The organism is Blautia sp. MSJ-9, assembly GCF_018919065.1.
Lineage (GTDB): Bacteria > Bacillota > Clostridia > Lachnospirales > Lachnospiraceae > Blautia_A.
Window position 1 is genome coordinate 1 of sequence record NZ_JAHLQG010000043.1, and the last position, 18,159, is coordinate 18,159.

Consider the following 18,159-nt stretch of genomic DNA (forward strand, 5'->3'; position numbering starts at 1 on the left):
ATCAATGCTATGTTTTCTTTACTTGATAAGCGTTTTACTGATATTTTAGTCCAGCCTGCCCGAAAGCGGAATGAGTATTCTGCTTTTTGTTCCATGGTTGATTCTGCAGATATCCCTGAGCACTCCAAAGTCATTTTCTTTGGGGACAGAGGTTATACTTCTTACAACAACTTTGCCCATGTGATTGAAAAGGGGCAGTACTTCCTTATCCGATGTAACGATAAAAGAGCTTCCGGAATGATGGGATACCCGGTTGATACCCTGCCAGCTTTTGATGAAGATATCTCTCTTATACTGACGAGGTCTAAAGCTGTAAGCAAATATTCCAGGCCTGAACTATTCTCTTCATACCGGTACATTTATCAGAATGCTCCGATGGATTATCTCAATGATCAAAGAACGGAATATGACCTTACTTTACGTTTGTTACGCGTACAGCTTGATGATGGCTCTTATGAAAACATTGCTACGAATCTTCCGGAAGAAGAGTTTAAAGCTGAAGATTTCAAAGCTCTTTATCATCTGAGATGGCAGGAGGAAAACTCTTTCCGGGATTTAAAATATTCCCTGTGTCTGAAAGCGTTTCACTCAAAAAAATATGATTATATTGTGCAGGAAGTATGGGCAAGAGTTATTCTATATAATTTCAGTTCCAGCATAATCATAAATGTAACTGTTGATCGGGAAGATCGTGCTTATGAATATCAGGCGAATTATTCATCCGCACTTAAAACATGCAGGGATTTCTTAAGGATTCACGATGGGATAACAAAGATAAATGTAGAAAGTCTGATCGCCCAAAATATTGAGCCGATCAGACCTGGAAGAACCTTTGCCCGCCAGCATAGGTTTAAACTTCCGATGAGTTTTTGTTATAGACATTAGCATTAACTCATATATTACTATATTTCATCTTTAGACAAATTTCAATGTTAAATATTGATTTTGTCTTTTTGTTATACCTAAATTTTAGTAAGACGTTGTATCTTGATCCATCAATATCCCATTTTTTATCATAATCAAATCCTTCTGCTGATATTTTCATCAATGCAGTATTGGCAAATTGCTAAGTTAATGACATTGGTTCACTGGTAATATCCCGCGAGGTGTTTTTTGTGAGCGAAGGTCACAGAAAACCCGAGACATACCGCGCGAATTTATGCGATTAGCATAAATTCTGTGCATCGCGAAGCGTGTTACTGCGAACGGAGTGAACAGTAACAAATATAAGGCTGCCGTCAAAAAATATCTGACAACAGCCCTGTATGGTATACTATTTCTGGATTACGATTGCTTCGTAAGGTCTGAGAGTGATTTTATGGTTTACTTTTGCATCAATGTAATTGGAGATAAGAACTTTTCCGTTTGTAAATTCTTCAGGAAGCTCTACTTCACGTGTGTTCTCGCTGAAATTGCAGTATACGATCAGTTTTTCATCGCCAAGTGTACGGATATAAGCGTAGATATCCTTGTCATCATCAAGGATCAGATCATAGGTACCGTATACGATCAGTTCACTTTCATGACGGAGTTTAATCAGTTTCTGATAATATTTGAATACGGAATCTTCGCGGTTAATCTGATCTTTGGCATTGATCTTAGTGTAGTTCGGATTTACCATGATCCAGGGTTTGGCTGTGGAGAAACCTGCGTAAGCACTGTCGTCCCACTGCATAGGAGTTCTTGCATTGTCACGTCCCTTATAACTGATTGCTGCCATCATGTCCTCTTCGGTCATCTTACCCTGTCCGGTTAATTCGTGGAAAGCATTGATACTTTCAAGGTCGCGGAAGTTATCAAGAGTGTTAAACGGGCAGTTTGTCATACCCAGTTCCTCACCCTGATATACATAAGGTGTACCCTGCATCATATGGATACATGTTGCAAGCATTTTTGCAGAGATTTCTCTGTATTCGTCACTGTCATTGCCGAAACGGGAAACGCTTCTTGGCTGGTCATGATTCTCCCAGTAGAGACTGTTCCATGCAATATCCTGAAGACCCTTCTGCCAGCGTGTAAGGATTTTTTTCAGGTCGCGCAGATCCATTTTTCTGGTTGTCCATTTGCCGGCTTTTTCATCACTGTCAACATCCATATGCTCAAACTGGAATACCATGTTCAACTCTTTTTCATCGCTTCTTGCATATTTCTTTGCCTCTTCCAGAGTAACACCTGAGCATTCGCCTACAGTGATCGTGTCAGCATTATTCAGTGCTTTCTGACGCATTTCCTGAAGATATTCATGTACATGAGGACCGTTTGCAGATACGTTGAAGGTTGCATAGCCGTTGATTCCAGGTTCCTTGTCCGGAAGACCAGGTTCTTTGGATATAAGGCTGATAACATCCATACGGAATCCGTCAACACCCTTTTTCAGCCACCAGTTCATCATATCGAAAACATCCTGACGTACAGCTGGATTGTCCCAGTTCAGATCAGGCTGTTTCTTGGAGAACAGGTGCAGGAAATACATATCTGTTGTCTTGTCGTATTCCCATGCAGGACCGGAGAAACAGGAACCCCAGTTATTCGGAAGGCTGCCGTCTTCTTTTGCAGGACGCCAGATGTAGTAATCTCTGTATGGGTTATCTGTGGATTTACGGCTTTCGATGAACCATTTGTGCTCGTCAGAAGTATGGTTTACAACGAGGTCCATCATAATCTTGATGCCTCTTTCATGAGCTGCTGCGAGCATACGGTCGAAGTCTTCCATAGTTCCGAATTCATCCATGATCGCCTGATAATCGCTGATGTCATATCCGTTATCATCGTTAGGTGATTTGTAAACCGGAGAGAGCCAGATGACATCAATGCCGAGTTCTTTTAAGTAGTCAAATTTACTTGTAATACCATTCAGATCACCGATACCATCTCCGTTGCTGTCGCAGAAACTGCGAGGATAAATCTGATATACGACGCTTTCTTTCCACCATCTTTTTTCCATTGTAAAAACCTCCTGAAGGATTTATTTTTGTATATTTTTTGTTTGGATAAAGCAATATTGATCCTGTGTGTGCAGATGCGCTGCAGCACATTCTATCTATATAATAAATACTTTTTAAGAAAAATGCTTCCGATATTTTGACGAATTTGTGTATTATTTTGACTTGTTAGTGAAAAGGAAGAGAACAGTAACAAGAACAGGATAAACGATTAGGAACATGAGAACTATTTCTTGTGCACAGGCAGCAAATATTGTATAGTATAGGTATTGAAGTTTTGGACGAAACAGTTACCAGCATGGAGTGAACGGTAATCAAAAATACATGCATGGCAGTGAGGAAAAATGAGAAGAATACAGATTATTGTAAATAACGGAGCAGGAACCGGACAGGCTCACAGAGTATGGAATGAGACACAGCGTCTGCTCAGAGGATATAAAATAAAATATGTGGCGCATACGACAGGATATAGGGGACATGCAACGAAACTGGCGGAAAAGATTTCTACAATGAAGGGTACGGATCCTATCTATCTGCTGGTAGTTGGCGGAGACGGGACGATCAATGAGGTTCTGAACGGTATTAAAGATTTTGACAGAGTGCGTCTCGGTGTGATCCCTACTGGTTCAGGAAATGATTTTGGAAGAAATCTGAATCTTCCGAAAACACCGAAGGAGAGTTTAAGACAAATCTGTGCCTGCATCCGAAAGGATCAGCGAGGGGAAGAACTTCGCCGGATTGACCTTGGACAGGTAAGCTGGGAAGGATGTAAGAATCCAAGAATCTTTGGCATCAGTGCGGGGCTTGGTTTGGATGCTCTGGTATGCAAGAAAGCTCTTACTTCCAGACTGAAACAGGTTTTAAATCGTTTCCATCTGGGAAAACTTACATATCTTGCATTAACTGTGCAGTCTCTTTTTACTATGGAGACTGCCAATGCAAAAGTGATCACAGAACATGGCGGATACATTCTGCCGAAGATGATCTTTGCCGCATCCATGAATTTACCGGCAGAAGGCGGCGGTGTTCCAATGGCACCGGATGCATCTCCGCAGGATGGTCTGCTGTCCTTGAGCAGTGCGGCAGGTATAGCGAAATGGAGAACTTTTTTCCTGCTTCCACTTCTGGTGGCAGCGAAACAGGAAGGAATCAAGGGCTTTAACATTCGTGATGAAAAAGGATTCCGTGTGGTATTGGATAAGCCGATGGTACTTCATGCAGATGGGGAGTACTGCGGAGATGTTACGCGGGTAGAATTCAGGTGTCTGGAGCGGAAGCTGTGGTTGTTACATGAGTGATTGAGGACAGTACAGTTGAGAACGACAGACAGAAATGTTATAATGCAGTGAAATGTGAGAATGAAGAGAACATGTAACGATTTAGCGGTTGAATTGAAAAAGAGATGGATCGTTATGGGAAAATAAAAAATGGGAGTGTAGATAGTATGAGTTACGCAGATGATGTGTTTATAAAAATGTGCCAGGATATCCTGGACAATGGAACAAGTACGGAAGGAGAGAAAGTCCGTCCTGTATGGGAGGATGGAACTCCGGCGTATACGATCAAGAAATTTGGCGTAGTAAACAGATATGATCTGAGAAAAGAATTTCCGGCTATGACGTTGAGACGTACTGCGTTAAAGAGTGCGATGGATGAAATTCTCTGGATCTGGCAGAAAAAGTCCAATAATATTCATGACCTGAACAGCCATATCTGGGATAGCTGGGCGGATGAAAATGGTTCAATTGGCAAGGCTTATGGATATCAGCTTGGTGTGAAGCATCAGTACAAAGAGGGCATGATGGATCAGGTAGACAGAGTGATCTATGATCTGAAAAATAACCCATTCAGCCGCAGGATCATGACAAATATTTATGTACATCAGGATCTTCATGAGATGAACCTGTATCCGTGTGCATATTCTATGACATTCAATGTAACGCAGACGCCGGGAAATGAGAAACTGACATTAAATGCAATCCTGAATCAGCGTTCACAGGACATTCTTACAGCAAATAACTGGAATGTCTGCCAGTATGCGATCCTGCTTATGATGATCGCGCAGGTATGTGATATGGAAGCGGGAGAGCTGCTTCATGTAGTTGCAGACTGCCATATTTATGACCGACATATTCCGGTAGTAAAAGAGATGATCAAGAGAAAACCATATCCGGCACCGGTTGTGAAGCTGAATCCGGAAGTGAAAGACTTCTATCAGTTTACAACAGACGATCTGATCGTAGAGAACTATGAGACATGGCCGCAGATTAAGAATATTCCGGTGGCTATCTAATCAAAGCAGATAGCTGATATTTGATTAATAAATACTGAAAAAGACAAAATTAACTAGGAGAGGAAGATTCATAATGAATATTATCGTAGCAGCAGACAAAAACTGGGGAATCGGCAAGGACAATAAGCTTCTTGTAAGCATCCCGGCAGATATGAAGATGTTCCGTGAAGAAACAAGCGGAAAAGTAGTAGTAATGGGAAGAAAAACGCTGGAAAGTTTTCCAAACGGACTTCCACTGAAAAACAGAGTAAACATTGTTATTACAAAGAATAAAGATTACGATGCAAAAGGTGCCACTGTAGTGCACAGTATCGAAGAAGCACTCGAAGAAGTAAAGAAATATCCGACAGAAGATGTCTACTGTATCGGCGGCGACAGCATTTATGCGCAGATGCTTCCATACTGCGATGTAGCTCACGTAACAAAGATTGATTTCGCTTACGAAGCAGACAGCCATTTCCCGAATCTGGATGAAGATGACGAATGGGAGATCACCGGGGAGAGTGATGAACAGACATATTTTGACCTGGAATATCAGTTTGTGAAATATGAGAGAAAAAAATAAAAATATGAGAGTGAAGAATAGAAATTGAAATAAAAGAAAGTTGCTGTATCATAGATGTTCATCTGTTTTGCAGCAACTTTCTTTTTTAGTATATGAGAAAATTTATTTCACAGAAACCGCAGTAATCTGGGAATTATCTGCGGTTTCATAGAAACCTGAATTATTATTACTGAGAATAAGTCGACAGTAATGATTAAACTGAAATATAACAAAAGGGAACACGTGTATATGTTCCCTTTTGTTATATGAAAAATTATTCGATAACTTTTAACCATCCTTCTGGAGCCTGAATGCGACCCATCTGGATTCCTGTTAATGTGTCATAGAGTTTCTGGATAACCGGACCCATTTTCTCCATTCCGCTTGGGAAGCAGATTTCTTTGCCATGGTCAACAATCTTTCCGACAGGAGAGATAACTGCAGCAGTACCGCAGAGACCACATTCAGCGAAATCTTTTACTTCATCGAAGTATACTTCTCTTTCCTCAGCTTCTAATCCAAGGTATTCCTTAGCAACATAGATTAAGGAACGACGTGTGATAGAAGGAAGGATACTGTCAGACTTAGGTGTGACAACTTTGCCGTCTTTTGTAACGAAGATGAAGTTAGCACCGCCTGTTTCTTCTACTTTCGTACGTGTAGCTGCATCAAGATACATGTTCTCATCGAATCCGTTCTTGTGGGCATCTACGATTGCATGTAAGCTCATCGCATAGTTAAGACCAGCTTTGATATGACCTGTTCCATGAGGTGCAGCACGGTCAAAATCAGTGACACGGATTGTGATCGGCTTAGCGCCGCCCTTGAAGTATGGTCCTACAGGTGTGGTGAATACACGGAACATATACTCATCAGCAGGTTTTACACCGATAACCGGGTTAGTACCCATCATATATGGACGAACATATAAAGTTGCACCTGAACCGTATGGCGGAACATATGCTGCGTTAGCTTTTACAGTCTGAACAATTGCATCAACGAAACGGTCTTCCGGGAATACAGGCATCTCAAGTCTCTTGGCTGAGTTTGCCATACGCTCTGCGTTTAAGTCAGGACGGAAGGTAACGATACGTCCGTCTTCTGTTGTGTAAGCTTTCATTCCCTCGAAAGCTGTTTGCGCATACTGAAAAACACCTGCACATTCGTTCAGTGTTACATTAGGATCTGTTGTTAATTCACCAGCATCCCATGCGCCATCTTTAAATTTAGATACATAACGATAATCAGTCTGTACATAACCGAAGCCGATGCTGCCCCAGTCGATATTCTTTTTTTCCATAATGAATCTTTCCTCCGTTCACACATATTTACAGTATTTTTGAAGTGTGATTACTGTTTATCTCTTTACCATTGTAAAACTTTTGTTTACTAAGTTCAATGGGAAATTTCCGATTTCAATGAAAAATTGGTGAAAAAATTGAAAAACCAGAGATATGCGGACGAAAATTTATGCTCAAGACATAAATTCAGTGCATCGCTAAGCTTGTTGACGGGAGTCGAGTAAGCAGTAACGGTTAAATACGGGATTGGTCGGTAAGCGTAGTCTTGTTTTTTATAGTGGATTTCGCTATAATATGGAATAGAAAAATGGAGGACAACATGAGCGAAAATTTTGACGATTTAGGAGAACTTGGAGACAAAATAAAGAAGATTATAGATACGGCGGTTTCCACTAAAGATTACCGGCAGATGACAGAAGATATTAAACAGACAGTAGGGCAGACTGTAAACAGTGCCGTAAATTCTGCTGTAGACTCCGGAAGTGAGGCAATTAAAAATGGTCTGAACAGCATGTTTGGCTCAGGAAGTGCCCAGTCTGGAAACCATGAATATCATAATAAAACAAAAGAGTTCGAAGAACAGCGCAGGCGAGAACGTGAGCAGGCACAGGAAGAAGCACGAAAGAAACAGGAAGAGGACAAGGCAAAAGAGCGCATGCTAGCTCTCTATGATAAGAACACCGGCGGAAGAATGAAAGGGATGATGCTTTCTATATCCGGCGGAATCCTTGCCAGCGGCATGGGACTTGGCACGTTGGTACTGTCTATCTTCGGAGCAGTGGGACATATGAGCTCCCTTGTATTTGGTGGAACCTGTTTTCTGGCAGTTGGAGCACTGGCAGGCGTAGGGCTTCTGGCAGGTGGATTAAAGAAATTAGGAAAGTTGGAACGTTTTCAGAAATACCTCGGCACACTTGGAAATCACACATACTGTAATTTCGAACAGCTTTCTGCAGCAGTAGGCAAACCGGTGAAATTCGTAAAAAAAGATATTAAGAAAATGATTGACGATGGATGGTTTCGTCAGGGACATATTGATGAACAGGAAACCTGTCTGATCACAAGCAATGAAACCTATCAACAGTATACTCAGACAATAAAAGCACTGGAAGATAAGAAACAGGAAGAAGAGCGGATTCAGGCAGAACAGAAGAAAAACAGAGAGAATATTTCTCCAGAGGTTCAGGAAGTTCTGGAGAAAGGAAATGAATTTCTGGACAAAATCCATAAGAGTAATGATGCAATTCCAGGAGTGGAAATATCTGCTAAGATTTCCCGAATGGAACTGATCGTTGAGAAGATTTTTGAACGTGCAGAGAAGCATCCGGAGATTATTCCAGACCTGAAAAAGATGATGAATTATTATCTTCCAATGACTGTGAAACTGCTGGATGCATACGAAGAAATGGATCAGATGCCAGTACAGGGGGAGAATATCCAGTCATCCAAGAAGGAAATAGAGGATACACTGGATACGCTTAATCAGGCATTTGAGAAATTACTGGATTCTGTATTCCAGGATACTGCGTGGGATGTCTCAAGTGATATTTCTGTACTGCATACACTGCTGGCACAGGAAGGCTTGACAGATGATGACTTTGCGAAAATGAAGAAGAATTAATAATAGTAAGAATCTGAAACAACAATCAGATGAAGACAGAAAAGTTATAAATCTGAGAATAAACCTGTAAAGAAAAGTCTGACTAAAAGGAGAAAACATGGGAAACGAATTTAAGGATTTTGAAATGGAAACACCATCACTGACCTTGGAACCAGATATTGGGGAAGTGGAAGAGAAAGAAGAAATCGCAAAAGAGAAGCAGCCAGATCCAGAACCAGAAGCACCGGTGTTGACACCAGCAGAGCAGCAGATGGTAGCGGAATTTGCTGCAAAGATTGATATTGAGAATACAAATCAGATCCTTCAGTACGGTGCCGGGACACAGAAGAAAATGGCAGATTTTTCTGACGCAGCACTGGAGAATGTAAAGATGCAGGATCTCGGTGAGATCGGAGAACTAATCACAAATGTAGTCACTGAACTGAAAGATTTCGATGTACAGGAAGAAAGCGGATTCTTCGGTTTCTTTAAGAAACAGTCCTCCAAGATTGAGAATATGAAGAATAAATATGATAAGGCAGAAGTCAGCATTGAAAAGATTGCAGATTCCCTTCAGCAGCATCAGGTACGCCTACTCAAGGATTCTGCAATGCTGGATAAGATGTATGAGCAGAACCTGAACTACTATAAAGAACTAAGCATGTACATCCTTGCAGGAAAGAAGAAACTGGAAGAGACCAGAAATGGAAAACTTGCAGAAATGAAGAATAAAGCAGCATTGAGCGGACTTCCAGAGGACGCACAGGCAGCCAGAGATCTGGATGAGAAGTGCAACCGTTTTGAGAAGAAACTGCATGATCTGGATCTTACCCGTACCATTGCCATGCAGACTGCACCGCAGATTCGTCTGATCCAGAACAATGACACGGTAATGGTAGAGAAAATCCAGACAACTATCGTAAATACCATTCCATTATGGAAGAGTCAGATGGTTCTTTCGCTTGGAATCGCGCATTCCGCAGAAGCAGCAAAAGCACAGAGACAGGTGTCAGATATCACCAATGAACTTCTGAAGAAAAATGCGGAAATGCTTCATATGGCAACTGTTGAAACTGCCAAGGAATCAGAGCGTGGGGTAGTAGATCTCGAAACACTTCAGAAAACAAATGCAGACCTGATCCAGACACTGGACGATGTAATGCGTATCCAGATGGAAGGCCGTCAGAAGCGGCAGGCAGCAGAGACAGAAATGCGCCGTATGGAAGATGAACTGAAGCGTAAACTTCTGGAGATTAGAAAATAAGTAATCAAAACTGTATCATGTATGATTGATACAGTTAGTAGTAAAAGCAGATGTATCTGCTTGAAAAATGAGCGGGAGCTGTCGGAAATTCGGCCGCTCCTGTTTCTGCTAAAAATGTAAGAAAAATTTGAACAGGTAAAAAGTAGTTTGATGGCAGTACAAGCAGAGTAAAACCGAAATTATTCAGGCATGAATTGAAAATTAAAAAATCTTTTAGCGTTATACTCTGCGAAAGTGCCGGATATAAGTTGAAAAAGGAGTAATTATGTACAGAGACCATACAAAAGTCATCCAGATTGGTGACAGAAAAATTGGCGGTGGCAACCCGATCTTAATTCAGTCCATGACTAATACCAAGACTGAAGATGTAGAACAGACAGTAGCCCAGATCCTTGCACTGGAACAGGCAGGATGCGACATTATCCGCTGCGCGGTACCAACCATGGAAGCTGCAAAAGCATTAAAAGAAATCAAGAAACAGATCCACATTCCACTGGTAGCAGATATTCATTTCGATTATCGTCTTGCCATCGCAGCAATGGAAAACGGCGCAGACAAAATCCGCATCAACCCGGGAAATATTGGAAGCACAGAGCGGATCAAAGCAGTTGTTGATGTGGCAAAAGAACGTGGAATCCCAATTCGTGTAGGTGTAAACAGCGGCTCTCTTGAGAAAGAACTTGTGGAAAAATACCATGGAGTTACAGCTGAAGGCCTAGTGGAAAGTGCTCTGGATAAAGTGCATATTATCGAAGAATTAGGCTATGACAATCTGGTCATCAGCATCAAATCTTCCGATGTCCTTATGTGTGCAAAAGCCCACGAACTGATTGCAGAGAAAACAAACTATCCACTCCATGTAGGAATCACAGAAGCCGGAACTCTTTATTCCGGAAATATCAAATCTGCCATTGGCCTGGGAATTATCCTGAATCAGGGAATCGGTGATACGATCCGTGTATCCCTTACAGGTGCACCACTGGAAGAAATCAAATCTGCCAAACGTATTCTGAAGACACTTGGCCTCAGAAAAGGCGGCGTAGAAGTAGTATCATGTCCAACCTGTGGACGTACACAGATCGACTTAATTGGTCTCGCAAACCAGGTAGAAACTATGGTGCAGGATATCCCGCTTGACATCAAAGTGGCAGTTATGGGATGCGTTGTAAACGGGCCTGGAGAAGCGAAAGAAGCAGATATTGGAATTGCAGGCGGAGTAGGTGTAGGACTTCTGATCAAACATGGTGAGATCATACAGAAAGTACCGGAAGATCAGCTTCTGGAAACCTTACGTCAGGAACTTCTGAACTGGAAAGAATGAGATCAGAGGAGCGGCTGAAATTAACGAGGAGATTTTATTTTGGAAAAAGACTTTTTTGATGTATTTCCTAATTTAAAAATAAAAAAAGAACTGGAAGAATTACTGGATGGAGTAGTGGTAACAAGAGTGTCCTGTAATCCTGCCAAGACTCATATCTGGGTATATATAAAGAGTGAACGTTGGATTCATAAAAAGTACATTTTTGCATTGGAAGAGCAGATTGAGAGACAGCTTTTTGCGGGCTTAGGCGTTACAATTACAATTATTGAAAAGTTTCGTCTGTCTGCACAGTACACTCCTCAGAATTTCCTGGACACATACAGATCAAGTATGGAAATGGAATTACGCAACTATAACATGCTGGAATACAATACATTTAAGCAGGCGCAGATCACTTTTCCTGGAGAACATGATCTTCATATGGTTCTTCCTGATTCCGTGATTGCCAGAGAGAAGAGTGAAATTCTGATCGAATATCTGCAGAAAGTTTTCTGCGAAAGATGTGGAATGGACTTGAAAGTGGAACTTGAGTATGTGGAAATGCAGGAGAGTAAATACCATAAGAATGCTGAGCTTCAGATTGCACAGGAAGTAGAAAACGTTATGCGCCATGCGAAGATCCACGCCAAAAGTGGACAGGTTTCTCAGAACGAGAATGAGGCAAATGGTGAGAAAAAATCTGAAAAGAAAGCCGATAAAACACAGCAGGATAAGAAAGACAAAAAGCCGGCTTTGGGCGACCGCAAGGACAAGAAGGGCGATTTCCGAGGCGGATTCAGAAGGGACAGCAATCCGGATGTTATCTATGGAAGAGATTTCGAAGGCGAACCTGTTGCTCTGGAAACGATTACCGGTGAGATGGGTGAAGTTATCGTCCGCGGTCAGGTTATGGATGTAGAAGCAAGAGAAATCCGCAACGAAAAGACCATCCTGATCTTCCCAATCACAGATTTTACAGACAGTATTGTAGTAAAAATGTTCCTGCGAAATGAGCAGGTGCCGGAAGTGACAGAACATGTAAAGAAAGGTGCATTCCTGAAGTTCCGAGGCGTAACAACGGTAGACCGATTTGACAGTGAACTTACGATCGCATCTATTGCAGGAATCAAGAAAATTGCCAATTTTACTACATCCCGAATAGACACCAGCCCACAGAAACGTGTAGAACTTCACTGCCATACAAAGATGAGCGATATGGATGGTGTTACAGATGCCAAGTCTCTGGTAAAGCGTGCATATGAGTGGGGACATCCTGCCATTGCTATCACAGATCACGGCGTTGTTCAGGCGTTCCCTGAGGCGAACCACTGTTTTGATGCATGGGGCGGATGTGTCCCGAAGGATTCTGATTTCAAGGTTCTGTATGGCATGGAAGGTTATCTGGTAGATGACTTAAAAGGTATGGTTACCAATGGAAAAGGTCAGAAACTGGACGGTAGATTTGTAGTCTTCGATATCGAGACCACCGGATTCTCATCCCTGACCTGCCAGATCATTGAGATTGGTGCGGTACTGGTAGAGAATGGTGAGATTACAGAACGCTTTTCCACCTTTGTAAACCCGAAAGTCCCGATCCCGTTCCGTATCGAGCAGCTTACCAGTATCAATGACAGTATGGTCATGGATGCCCCGACGATCGAGGAGGTTCTGCCGAAATTCCTTGAATTCAGCAAGGGTGCAGTGATGGTTGCACACAATGCAGATTTCGATATGGGATTCATTATGAAGAACTGCGACAGACTGGGGATCGAGCATGATTTTACTTATGTAGATACCGTAGGCATGGCACGTTTTCTGCTTCCTGCGCTGAACAGATTTAAGCTGGATACAGTAGCAAAAGCAGTAGGTGTTTCTCTGGAAAACCACCACCGCGCAGTAGACGATGCTGCCTGCACTGCAGAGATTTTTGTAAAATTCGTAAAGATGCTGGCAGACCGCGATATCCTTGATGTCGATGAGCTGAACAAACAGGGTGCAGTTTCAGCCAATACCATTAAGAAACTGCCGACATACCATGTAATTATTTTTGCCAGAAATGAAACGGGTCGTATTAATCTGTATAAACTGGTAAGCCAGTCTCATCTGAAGTACTATCACAGACGTCCCCGTGTACCAAAGAGCATCCTGCAGAAATACCGTGACGGACTTTTGGTAGGAAGTGCCTGCGAGGCGGGCGAACTGTACCAGGCATTGCTGCGAAATGCACCTGAGACAGAGATTGCCAGACTGGTAAATTTCTATGATTATCTGGAAATTCAGCCGATCGGAAATAATAAATTTATGATCGCAGATGATAAGCATGATATGATTAATTCCGAGGAAGATTTACGTGAAATGAACCGCAGGATCGTGAAGCTGGGAGAACAGTTTAAGAAGCCTGTAGTGGCAACCTGCGATGTGCATTTCATGGATCCGCAGGACGAAGTTTACCGAAGGATCATCATGGCAGGAAGCGGCTTCTCGGATGCAGATGAACAGGCACCTCTGTATCTGCGTACCACCGAGGAAATGTTAGAAGAATTTGCTTATCTCGGCAGTGAGAAAGCAGAAGAAGTTGTCATTACAAATACGAATAAGATTGCAGATATGATCGAGAAAATCTCTCCGATCCATCCGGACAAATTCCCTCCGGTCATCGAGAATTCGGATCAGGATCTGAAGAATATCTGCTTTACAAAAGCTCATGAAATGTATGGAGATCCTCTTCCGGAGATCGTAGAGAGCCGTCTGGACAGAGAGCTGAACTCAATCATTTCCAACGGATATGCCGTAATGTATATCATTGCCCAGAAGTTGGTATGGAAGTCCAATGAGGACGGATATCTGGTAGGTTCCCGAGGATCTGTAGGATCTTCTCTGGCAGCGACCATGTCCGGTATCACAGAGGTAAATCCTCTGCCACCGCATTATCTCTGCCCGAATCCGGACTGCAAATACAGTGATTTTGATTCGCCGGAAGTAAAGAAATATGCAGGTATGGCAGGATGCGATATGCCGGACAAGATCTGCCCGAAGTGCGGAACAAAGATGAAGAAAGAAGGATTTGATATCCCGTTCGAAACTTTCCTTGGATTCAAGGGAGATAAAGAGCCGGATATTGACCTTAACTTCTCCGGTGAATACCAGGCAAATGCCCACAGATACACAGAGGTTATCTTTGGCAAAGGCCAGACCTTCAAAGCAGGAACCATCGGTACCCTTGCGGAGAAGACTGCATTCGGTTATGTGAAGAACTATTTTGAAGAGCGCGGCGTGCATAAACGTTACTGCGAGATTAATCGAATTGTACAGGGATGCACTGGAGTACGGCGTACAACAGGGCAGCATCCGGGAGGTATCATCGTACTTCCGGTGGGCGAAGAAATCGAGAAATTTACCCCTGTTCAGCATCCTGCAAACGACGTAAACAGTGATATTATCACCACGCATTTTGATTACCATTCCATTGATGGAAACCTGCTGAAACTTGATATACTGGGACACGATGATCCGACCATGATCCGAATGCTGGAGGACTTAACTGGTATCAGTGCCAGAGATGTTCCGTTGGATCAGAGAGACGTCATGTCTCTGTTTGCCAGCACAAAAGCACTTAATATTGAGCCGGAATCCATTGGCGGATGTAAGCTTGGATGCCTTGGAATCCCGGAGTTTGGTACTGATTTTGCCATGCAGATGCTTATTGATACCAAGCCGAAATACTTTTCAGACCTGATCCGTATTGCGGGACTTTCCCATGGTACAGACGTATGGCTTGGCAATGCACAGGTGCTGATCCAGGAAGGAAAAGCAACCATTTCCACTGCCATCTGTACCCGAGATGACATCATGATCTACCTTATTGGTAAAGGGGTAGAGAGTGGTCTGGCATTCACGATCATGGAGAGTGTCCGTAAGGGAAAAGGCCTCCGTGATGAGTGGATCACGACGATGAAAGAACACGACGTACCGGACTGGTATATCTGGTCCTGTAAGCTGATCAAGTACATGTTCCCGAAGGCACATGCTGCGGCGTACGTTATGATGGCATACCGAATCGCATGGTATAAAGTGTTCCAGCCGCTGGCATATTATGCGGCATATTTCAGTATCCGTGCCACCGCATTCTCCTATGAACTTATGTGTATGGGTAAGGAACGTCTGGAATATTACATGGCAGAAATCCGTAAGAAAGGCGATTCCGCATCTAAGAAAGAGCAGGATACACTGAAGGATATGCGTATCGTGCAGGAGATGTATGCGCGAGGTTTCGAATTTGTTCCAATCGACCTTTATACAGCCAAAGCTCAGCGATTCCAGATCGTAGACGGCAAACTGATGCCATCCCTTGCGACTATCGACGGACTTGGAGACAAGGCGGCAGACGCTGTTGTAGATGCCGCAAAACAGGGCAAATTCCTGTCAAAAGACGACTTCCGCGACAGAACGAAAGTCAGCAAAACAGTTATTGATCTGATGGATGATCTGAAGCTGTTCGGAGATATTCCACAGTCCAACCAGATGTCACTATTTGATTTTACAGGTTGAAAATACAAGCCACAGGGCAATTATTTTGTATCAAATAAGGCGGGTAAATGATCTGCCTGATTAAAGTTAAGTAAAAGAAATTAGATTTTTTGAAGAGATATTAGCATCGAGATATAACATACAGGCCACGGCAACAGGAGACGAATATGAGAAAAGAAGAATTAAGATATTTACAGAGACTTGCAGAGATTTACCCTACAATAGGAAAAGCATCCACGGAGATCATCAACCTTCAGTCTATCCTGAATCTGCCCAAGGGAACAGAGCACTTTATGTCCGACCTCCACGGTGAATACCAGGCATTTTCCCATGTACTGCGAAACGGTTCCGGTGCAGTACGAAAGAAAATTGATGATGTATTCGGCCACACCCTTAGCAACAATGATAAACGTTCCCTTGCAACCCTGATCTACTATCCGAAAGAGAAGATGGATCTGGTTAAGGAAACAGAAGAAGATATGGAGAACTGGTACAAGATTACCCTGTATCGTCTCATCGAAATCTGTAAAACTACTGCCTCCAAGTACACCAGATCTAAAGTACGCAAGGCACTTCCTGCGGATTATGCCTATGTAATTGAAGAGCTGATCACAGAGAAGGCGGAGGTTCTGGATAAAGAAGCTTATTATGATTCTATTGTTAATACTATCATCGAAATCGGCGGTGCAGAGGACTTTATCATTGCGCTGGCAGAGCTGATCCAGCGTTTGGTTGTAGATCATCTGCATATCCTTGGAGATATTTACGACAGAGGACCGGCACCACATTTCATCATGGACCGTCTGATGCAGTATCATTCACTGGATATCCAGTGGGGAAATCATGATGTAGTCTGGATGGGCGCAGCAGCAGGACAGAAAGCCTGCATTGCCACAGTAGTAAGAAACAGCATCCGTTACGGAAATCTTGACATTCTGGAAGATGGTTACGGCATCAATATGCTGCCTCTGGCGACCTTTGTCATGGAAGCTTACAAGGATGATCCGTGCGATATTTTTGCCATGAAAGGTGCTTCCAACTACAATATTCTGGAAGAAGAACTGGGCAAAAAAATGCACAAGGCCATCGCAGTGATTCAGTTTAAATTAGAAGGAAAACTGGTTCGCAAGCACAAAGAATTCCATATGGAAGACCGTGCACTTCTTCACAGAATTGACCCGAAGAAAGGCACGATCACACTGCCGGGCGGAAAAGAATATCCACTCCGCGACAGCAATTTCCCGACCATTGACTGGAAACATCCTTATGATCTTACAGAGGGTGAGAAAGAGGTTATGGATAAGCTGTCCTCTGCATTCAGAAACTGCGAGAAACTACAGAATCATATCCGTCTTCTACTTGATAAAGGTGGTCTTTACACTGTATATAATGGAAATCTTTTATTCCATGGAAGCATCCCATTGAATGAGGATGGAACCTTCCGTGAAGTACAGATTTATGGAAAAAGCTATAAAGGAAAAGAGCTGTATGATGCGTTGGAAACCTATGTGCGCCGTGCTTTCTACTCTGTAGGGAAAGAAGAGCAGAAGAAAGGCCGGGATATCATGTGGTATATCTGGGCAGCACCAAATTCACCATTGTTTGGCAAGAGCAAGATGAGCACTTTTGAGCGATATTTTATTGAAGATCCGTCTACTCATGAAGAGAAAAAGAACGCCTATTACCGTCTCTGGGAGAACGAAGAGGTAGTAGATAATATGCTGCGAGAGTTCGGCCTGGACCCTGAAAAAGGGCACATTATCAATGGTCATGTGCCTGTACATCAGAGTGAAGGCGAGAGCCCTGTCAAATGCAATGGCAAAGTAATTGTTATTGACGGTGGATTCTCCAAACCCTATCAGAAGGTTACCGGAATTGCAGGATATACGCTGATCTATAACTCTTACGGACTGAATCTTACCGCGCATGAGCCATTTACATCCAAGGCAGATGCTGTAGCAAAGGAAACAGATATCGTATCAAACCGTGTAGCGGTCAGCTACATGTCCAGACGCCAGCTGGTAGGTGACACAGATACCGGACACGCCTTAAAAGAGAGGATACAAGAGCTTATTCAGTTGCTGGATGCGTACCGTACAGGTGTTATTAAAGAAAAAAAGTAACTATGTAAACAGTCTGCTGTTCTGTAAAGCTGCTGAATAGTTATGAGAGTAGTTATGAAAGAAAATAGGTATTTTGAATAAGAAATCTACTGTAAATAACAGTTATAATAGCAAAAAATTGTAAGCAGACGCCAAAAAGAGGTTGGTTTTACAGGGCATAAAACTCTTTACTTATAAATTTGTGTTCTATATAATGGGTAGTGTTGTTTAACCAGCAATAAGTATTATGATGAGGCGGGCGAATAAGCCCGAAGATAATGAACAA

At 42.6% G+C, this 18,159-nt stretch carries 11 protein-coding genes; 9 read left to right on the forward strand and 2 right to left on the reverse strand.

Annotation, left to right across the window (positions count from 1 at the left end):
* On the forward strand, window positions 1-885 hold an 885-nt coding region (locus KQI87_RS16630), incomplete at its 5' end, for a transposase (RefSeq protein WP_253292501.1).
* A 388-nt stretch (window positions 886-1,273) separates the two neighbouring features.
* On the opposite strand, the gene KQI87_RS11755 is transcribed toward KQI87_RS16630, so the two are convergent.
* Entirely contained in the window at window positions 1,274-2,944 is a 1,671-nt protein-coding gene (locus KQI87_RS11755; RefSeq protein ID WP_216460301.1) for a glycoside hydrolase family 13 protein, read from the reverse strand.
* Between the two features lie 342 nt (window positions 2,945-3,286).
* On the opposite strand from KQI87_RS11755, the gene KQI87_RS11760 reads away from it, so the two are divergent.
* The 3 genes from KQI87_RS11760 to KQI87_RS11770 all read left to right on the forward strand — a co-directional run bounded on the left by KQI87_RS11760 (window position 3,287) and on the right by KQI87_RS11770 (window position 5,800).
* Complete coding sequence (locus KQI87_RS11760; RefSeq protein ID WP_216460302.1) at window positions 3,287-4,240, forward strand: diacylglycerol/lipid kinase family protein; 954 nt, start codon at window positions 3,287-3,289, stop codon at window positions 4,238-4,240.
* A gap of 146 nt (window positions 4,241-4,386) precedes the next feature.
* The gene (thyA, locus tag KQI87_RS11765; RefSeq protein WP_216460303.1) at window positions 4,387-5,235 is read left to right on the forward strand and encodes a thymidylate synthase; all 849 of its coding nucleotides are present in this window, start codon (window positions 4,387-4,389) and stop codon (window positions 5,233-5,235) included.
* A 73-nt stretch (window positions 5,236-5,308) separates the two neighbouring features.
* The gene (locus tag KQI87_RS11770) at window positions 5,309-5,800 is read left to right on the forward strand and encodes a dihydrofolate reductase (RefSeq protein WP_216460304.1); all 492 of its coding nucleotides are present in this window, start codon (window positions 5,309-5,311) and stop codon (window positions 5,798-5,800) included.
* A gap of 253 nt (window positions 5,801-6,053) precedes the next feature.
* On the opposite strand, the gene KQI87_RS11775 is transcribed toward KQI87_RS11770, so the two are convergent.
* Window positions 6,054-7,079, reverse strand: coding sequence for a branched-chain amino acid aminotransferase (locus KQI87_RS11775; protein WP_216460305.1), 1,026 nt, complete (start codon window positions 7,077-7,079; stop codon window positions 6,054-6,056).
* Window positions 7,080-7,399: 320 nt separating this feature from the next.
* Here KQI87_RS11775 and KQI87_RS11780 point away from each other — a divergent pair, with 320 nt between their 5' ends.
* From KQI87_RS11780 to KQI87_RS11800, 5 genes are all read left to right on the forward strand, one after another.
* Complete coding sequence (locus KQI87_RS11780; RefSeq protein ID WP_216460306.1) at window positions 7,400-8,701, forward strand: 5-bromo-4-chloroindolyl phosphate hydrolysis family protein; 1,302 nt, start codon at window positions 7,400-7,402, stop codon at window positions 8,699-8,701.
* 97 nt (window positions 8,702-8,798) lie between these two features.
* On the forward strand, window positions 8,799-9,944 hold the full coding sequence (locus tag KQI87_RS11785; protein WP_216460307.1) for a toxic anion resistance protein: 1,146 nt from the start codon (window positions 8,799-8,801) through the stop codon (window positions 9,942-9,944).
* A 265-nt stretch (window positions 9,945-10,209) separates the two neighbouring features.
* On the forward strand, window positions 10,210-11,265 hold the full coding sequence (gene ispG / locus KQI87_RS11790) for a flavodoxin-dependent (E)-4-hydroxy-3-methylbut-2-enyl-diphosphate synthase (RefSeq protein WP_216460308.1): 1,056 nt from the start codon (window positions 10,210-10,212) through the stop codon (window positions 11,263-11,265).
* A gap of 39 nt (window positions 11,266-11,304) precedes the next feature.
* Window positions 11,305-15,792, forward strand: coding sequence for a PolC-type DNA polymerase III (locus KQI87_RS11795; protein ID WP_216460309.1), 4,488 nt, complete (start codon window positions 11,305-11,307; stop codon window positions 15,790-15,792).
* Window positions 15,793-15,938: 146 nt separating this feature from the next.
* Window positions 15,939-17,894: a fructose-1,6-bisphosphatase gene (locus tag KQI87_RS11800; protein WP_216460310.1), complete on the forward strand. Its 1,956-nt coding sequence runs from the start codon at window positions 15,939-15,941 to the stop codon at window positions 17,892-17,894.
* Window positions 17,895-18,159 lie beyond the last annotated feature (265 nt).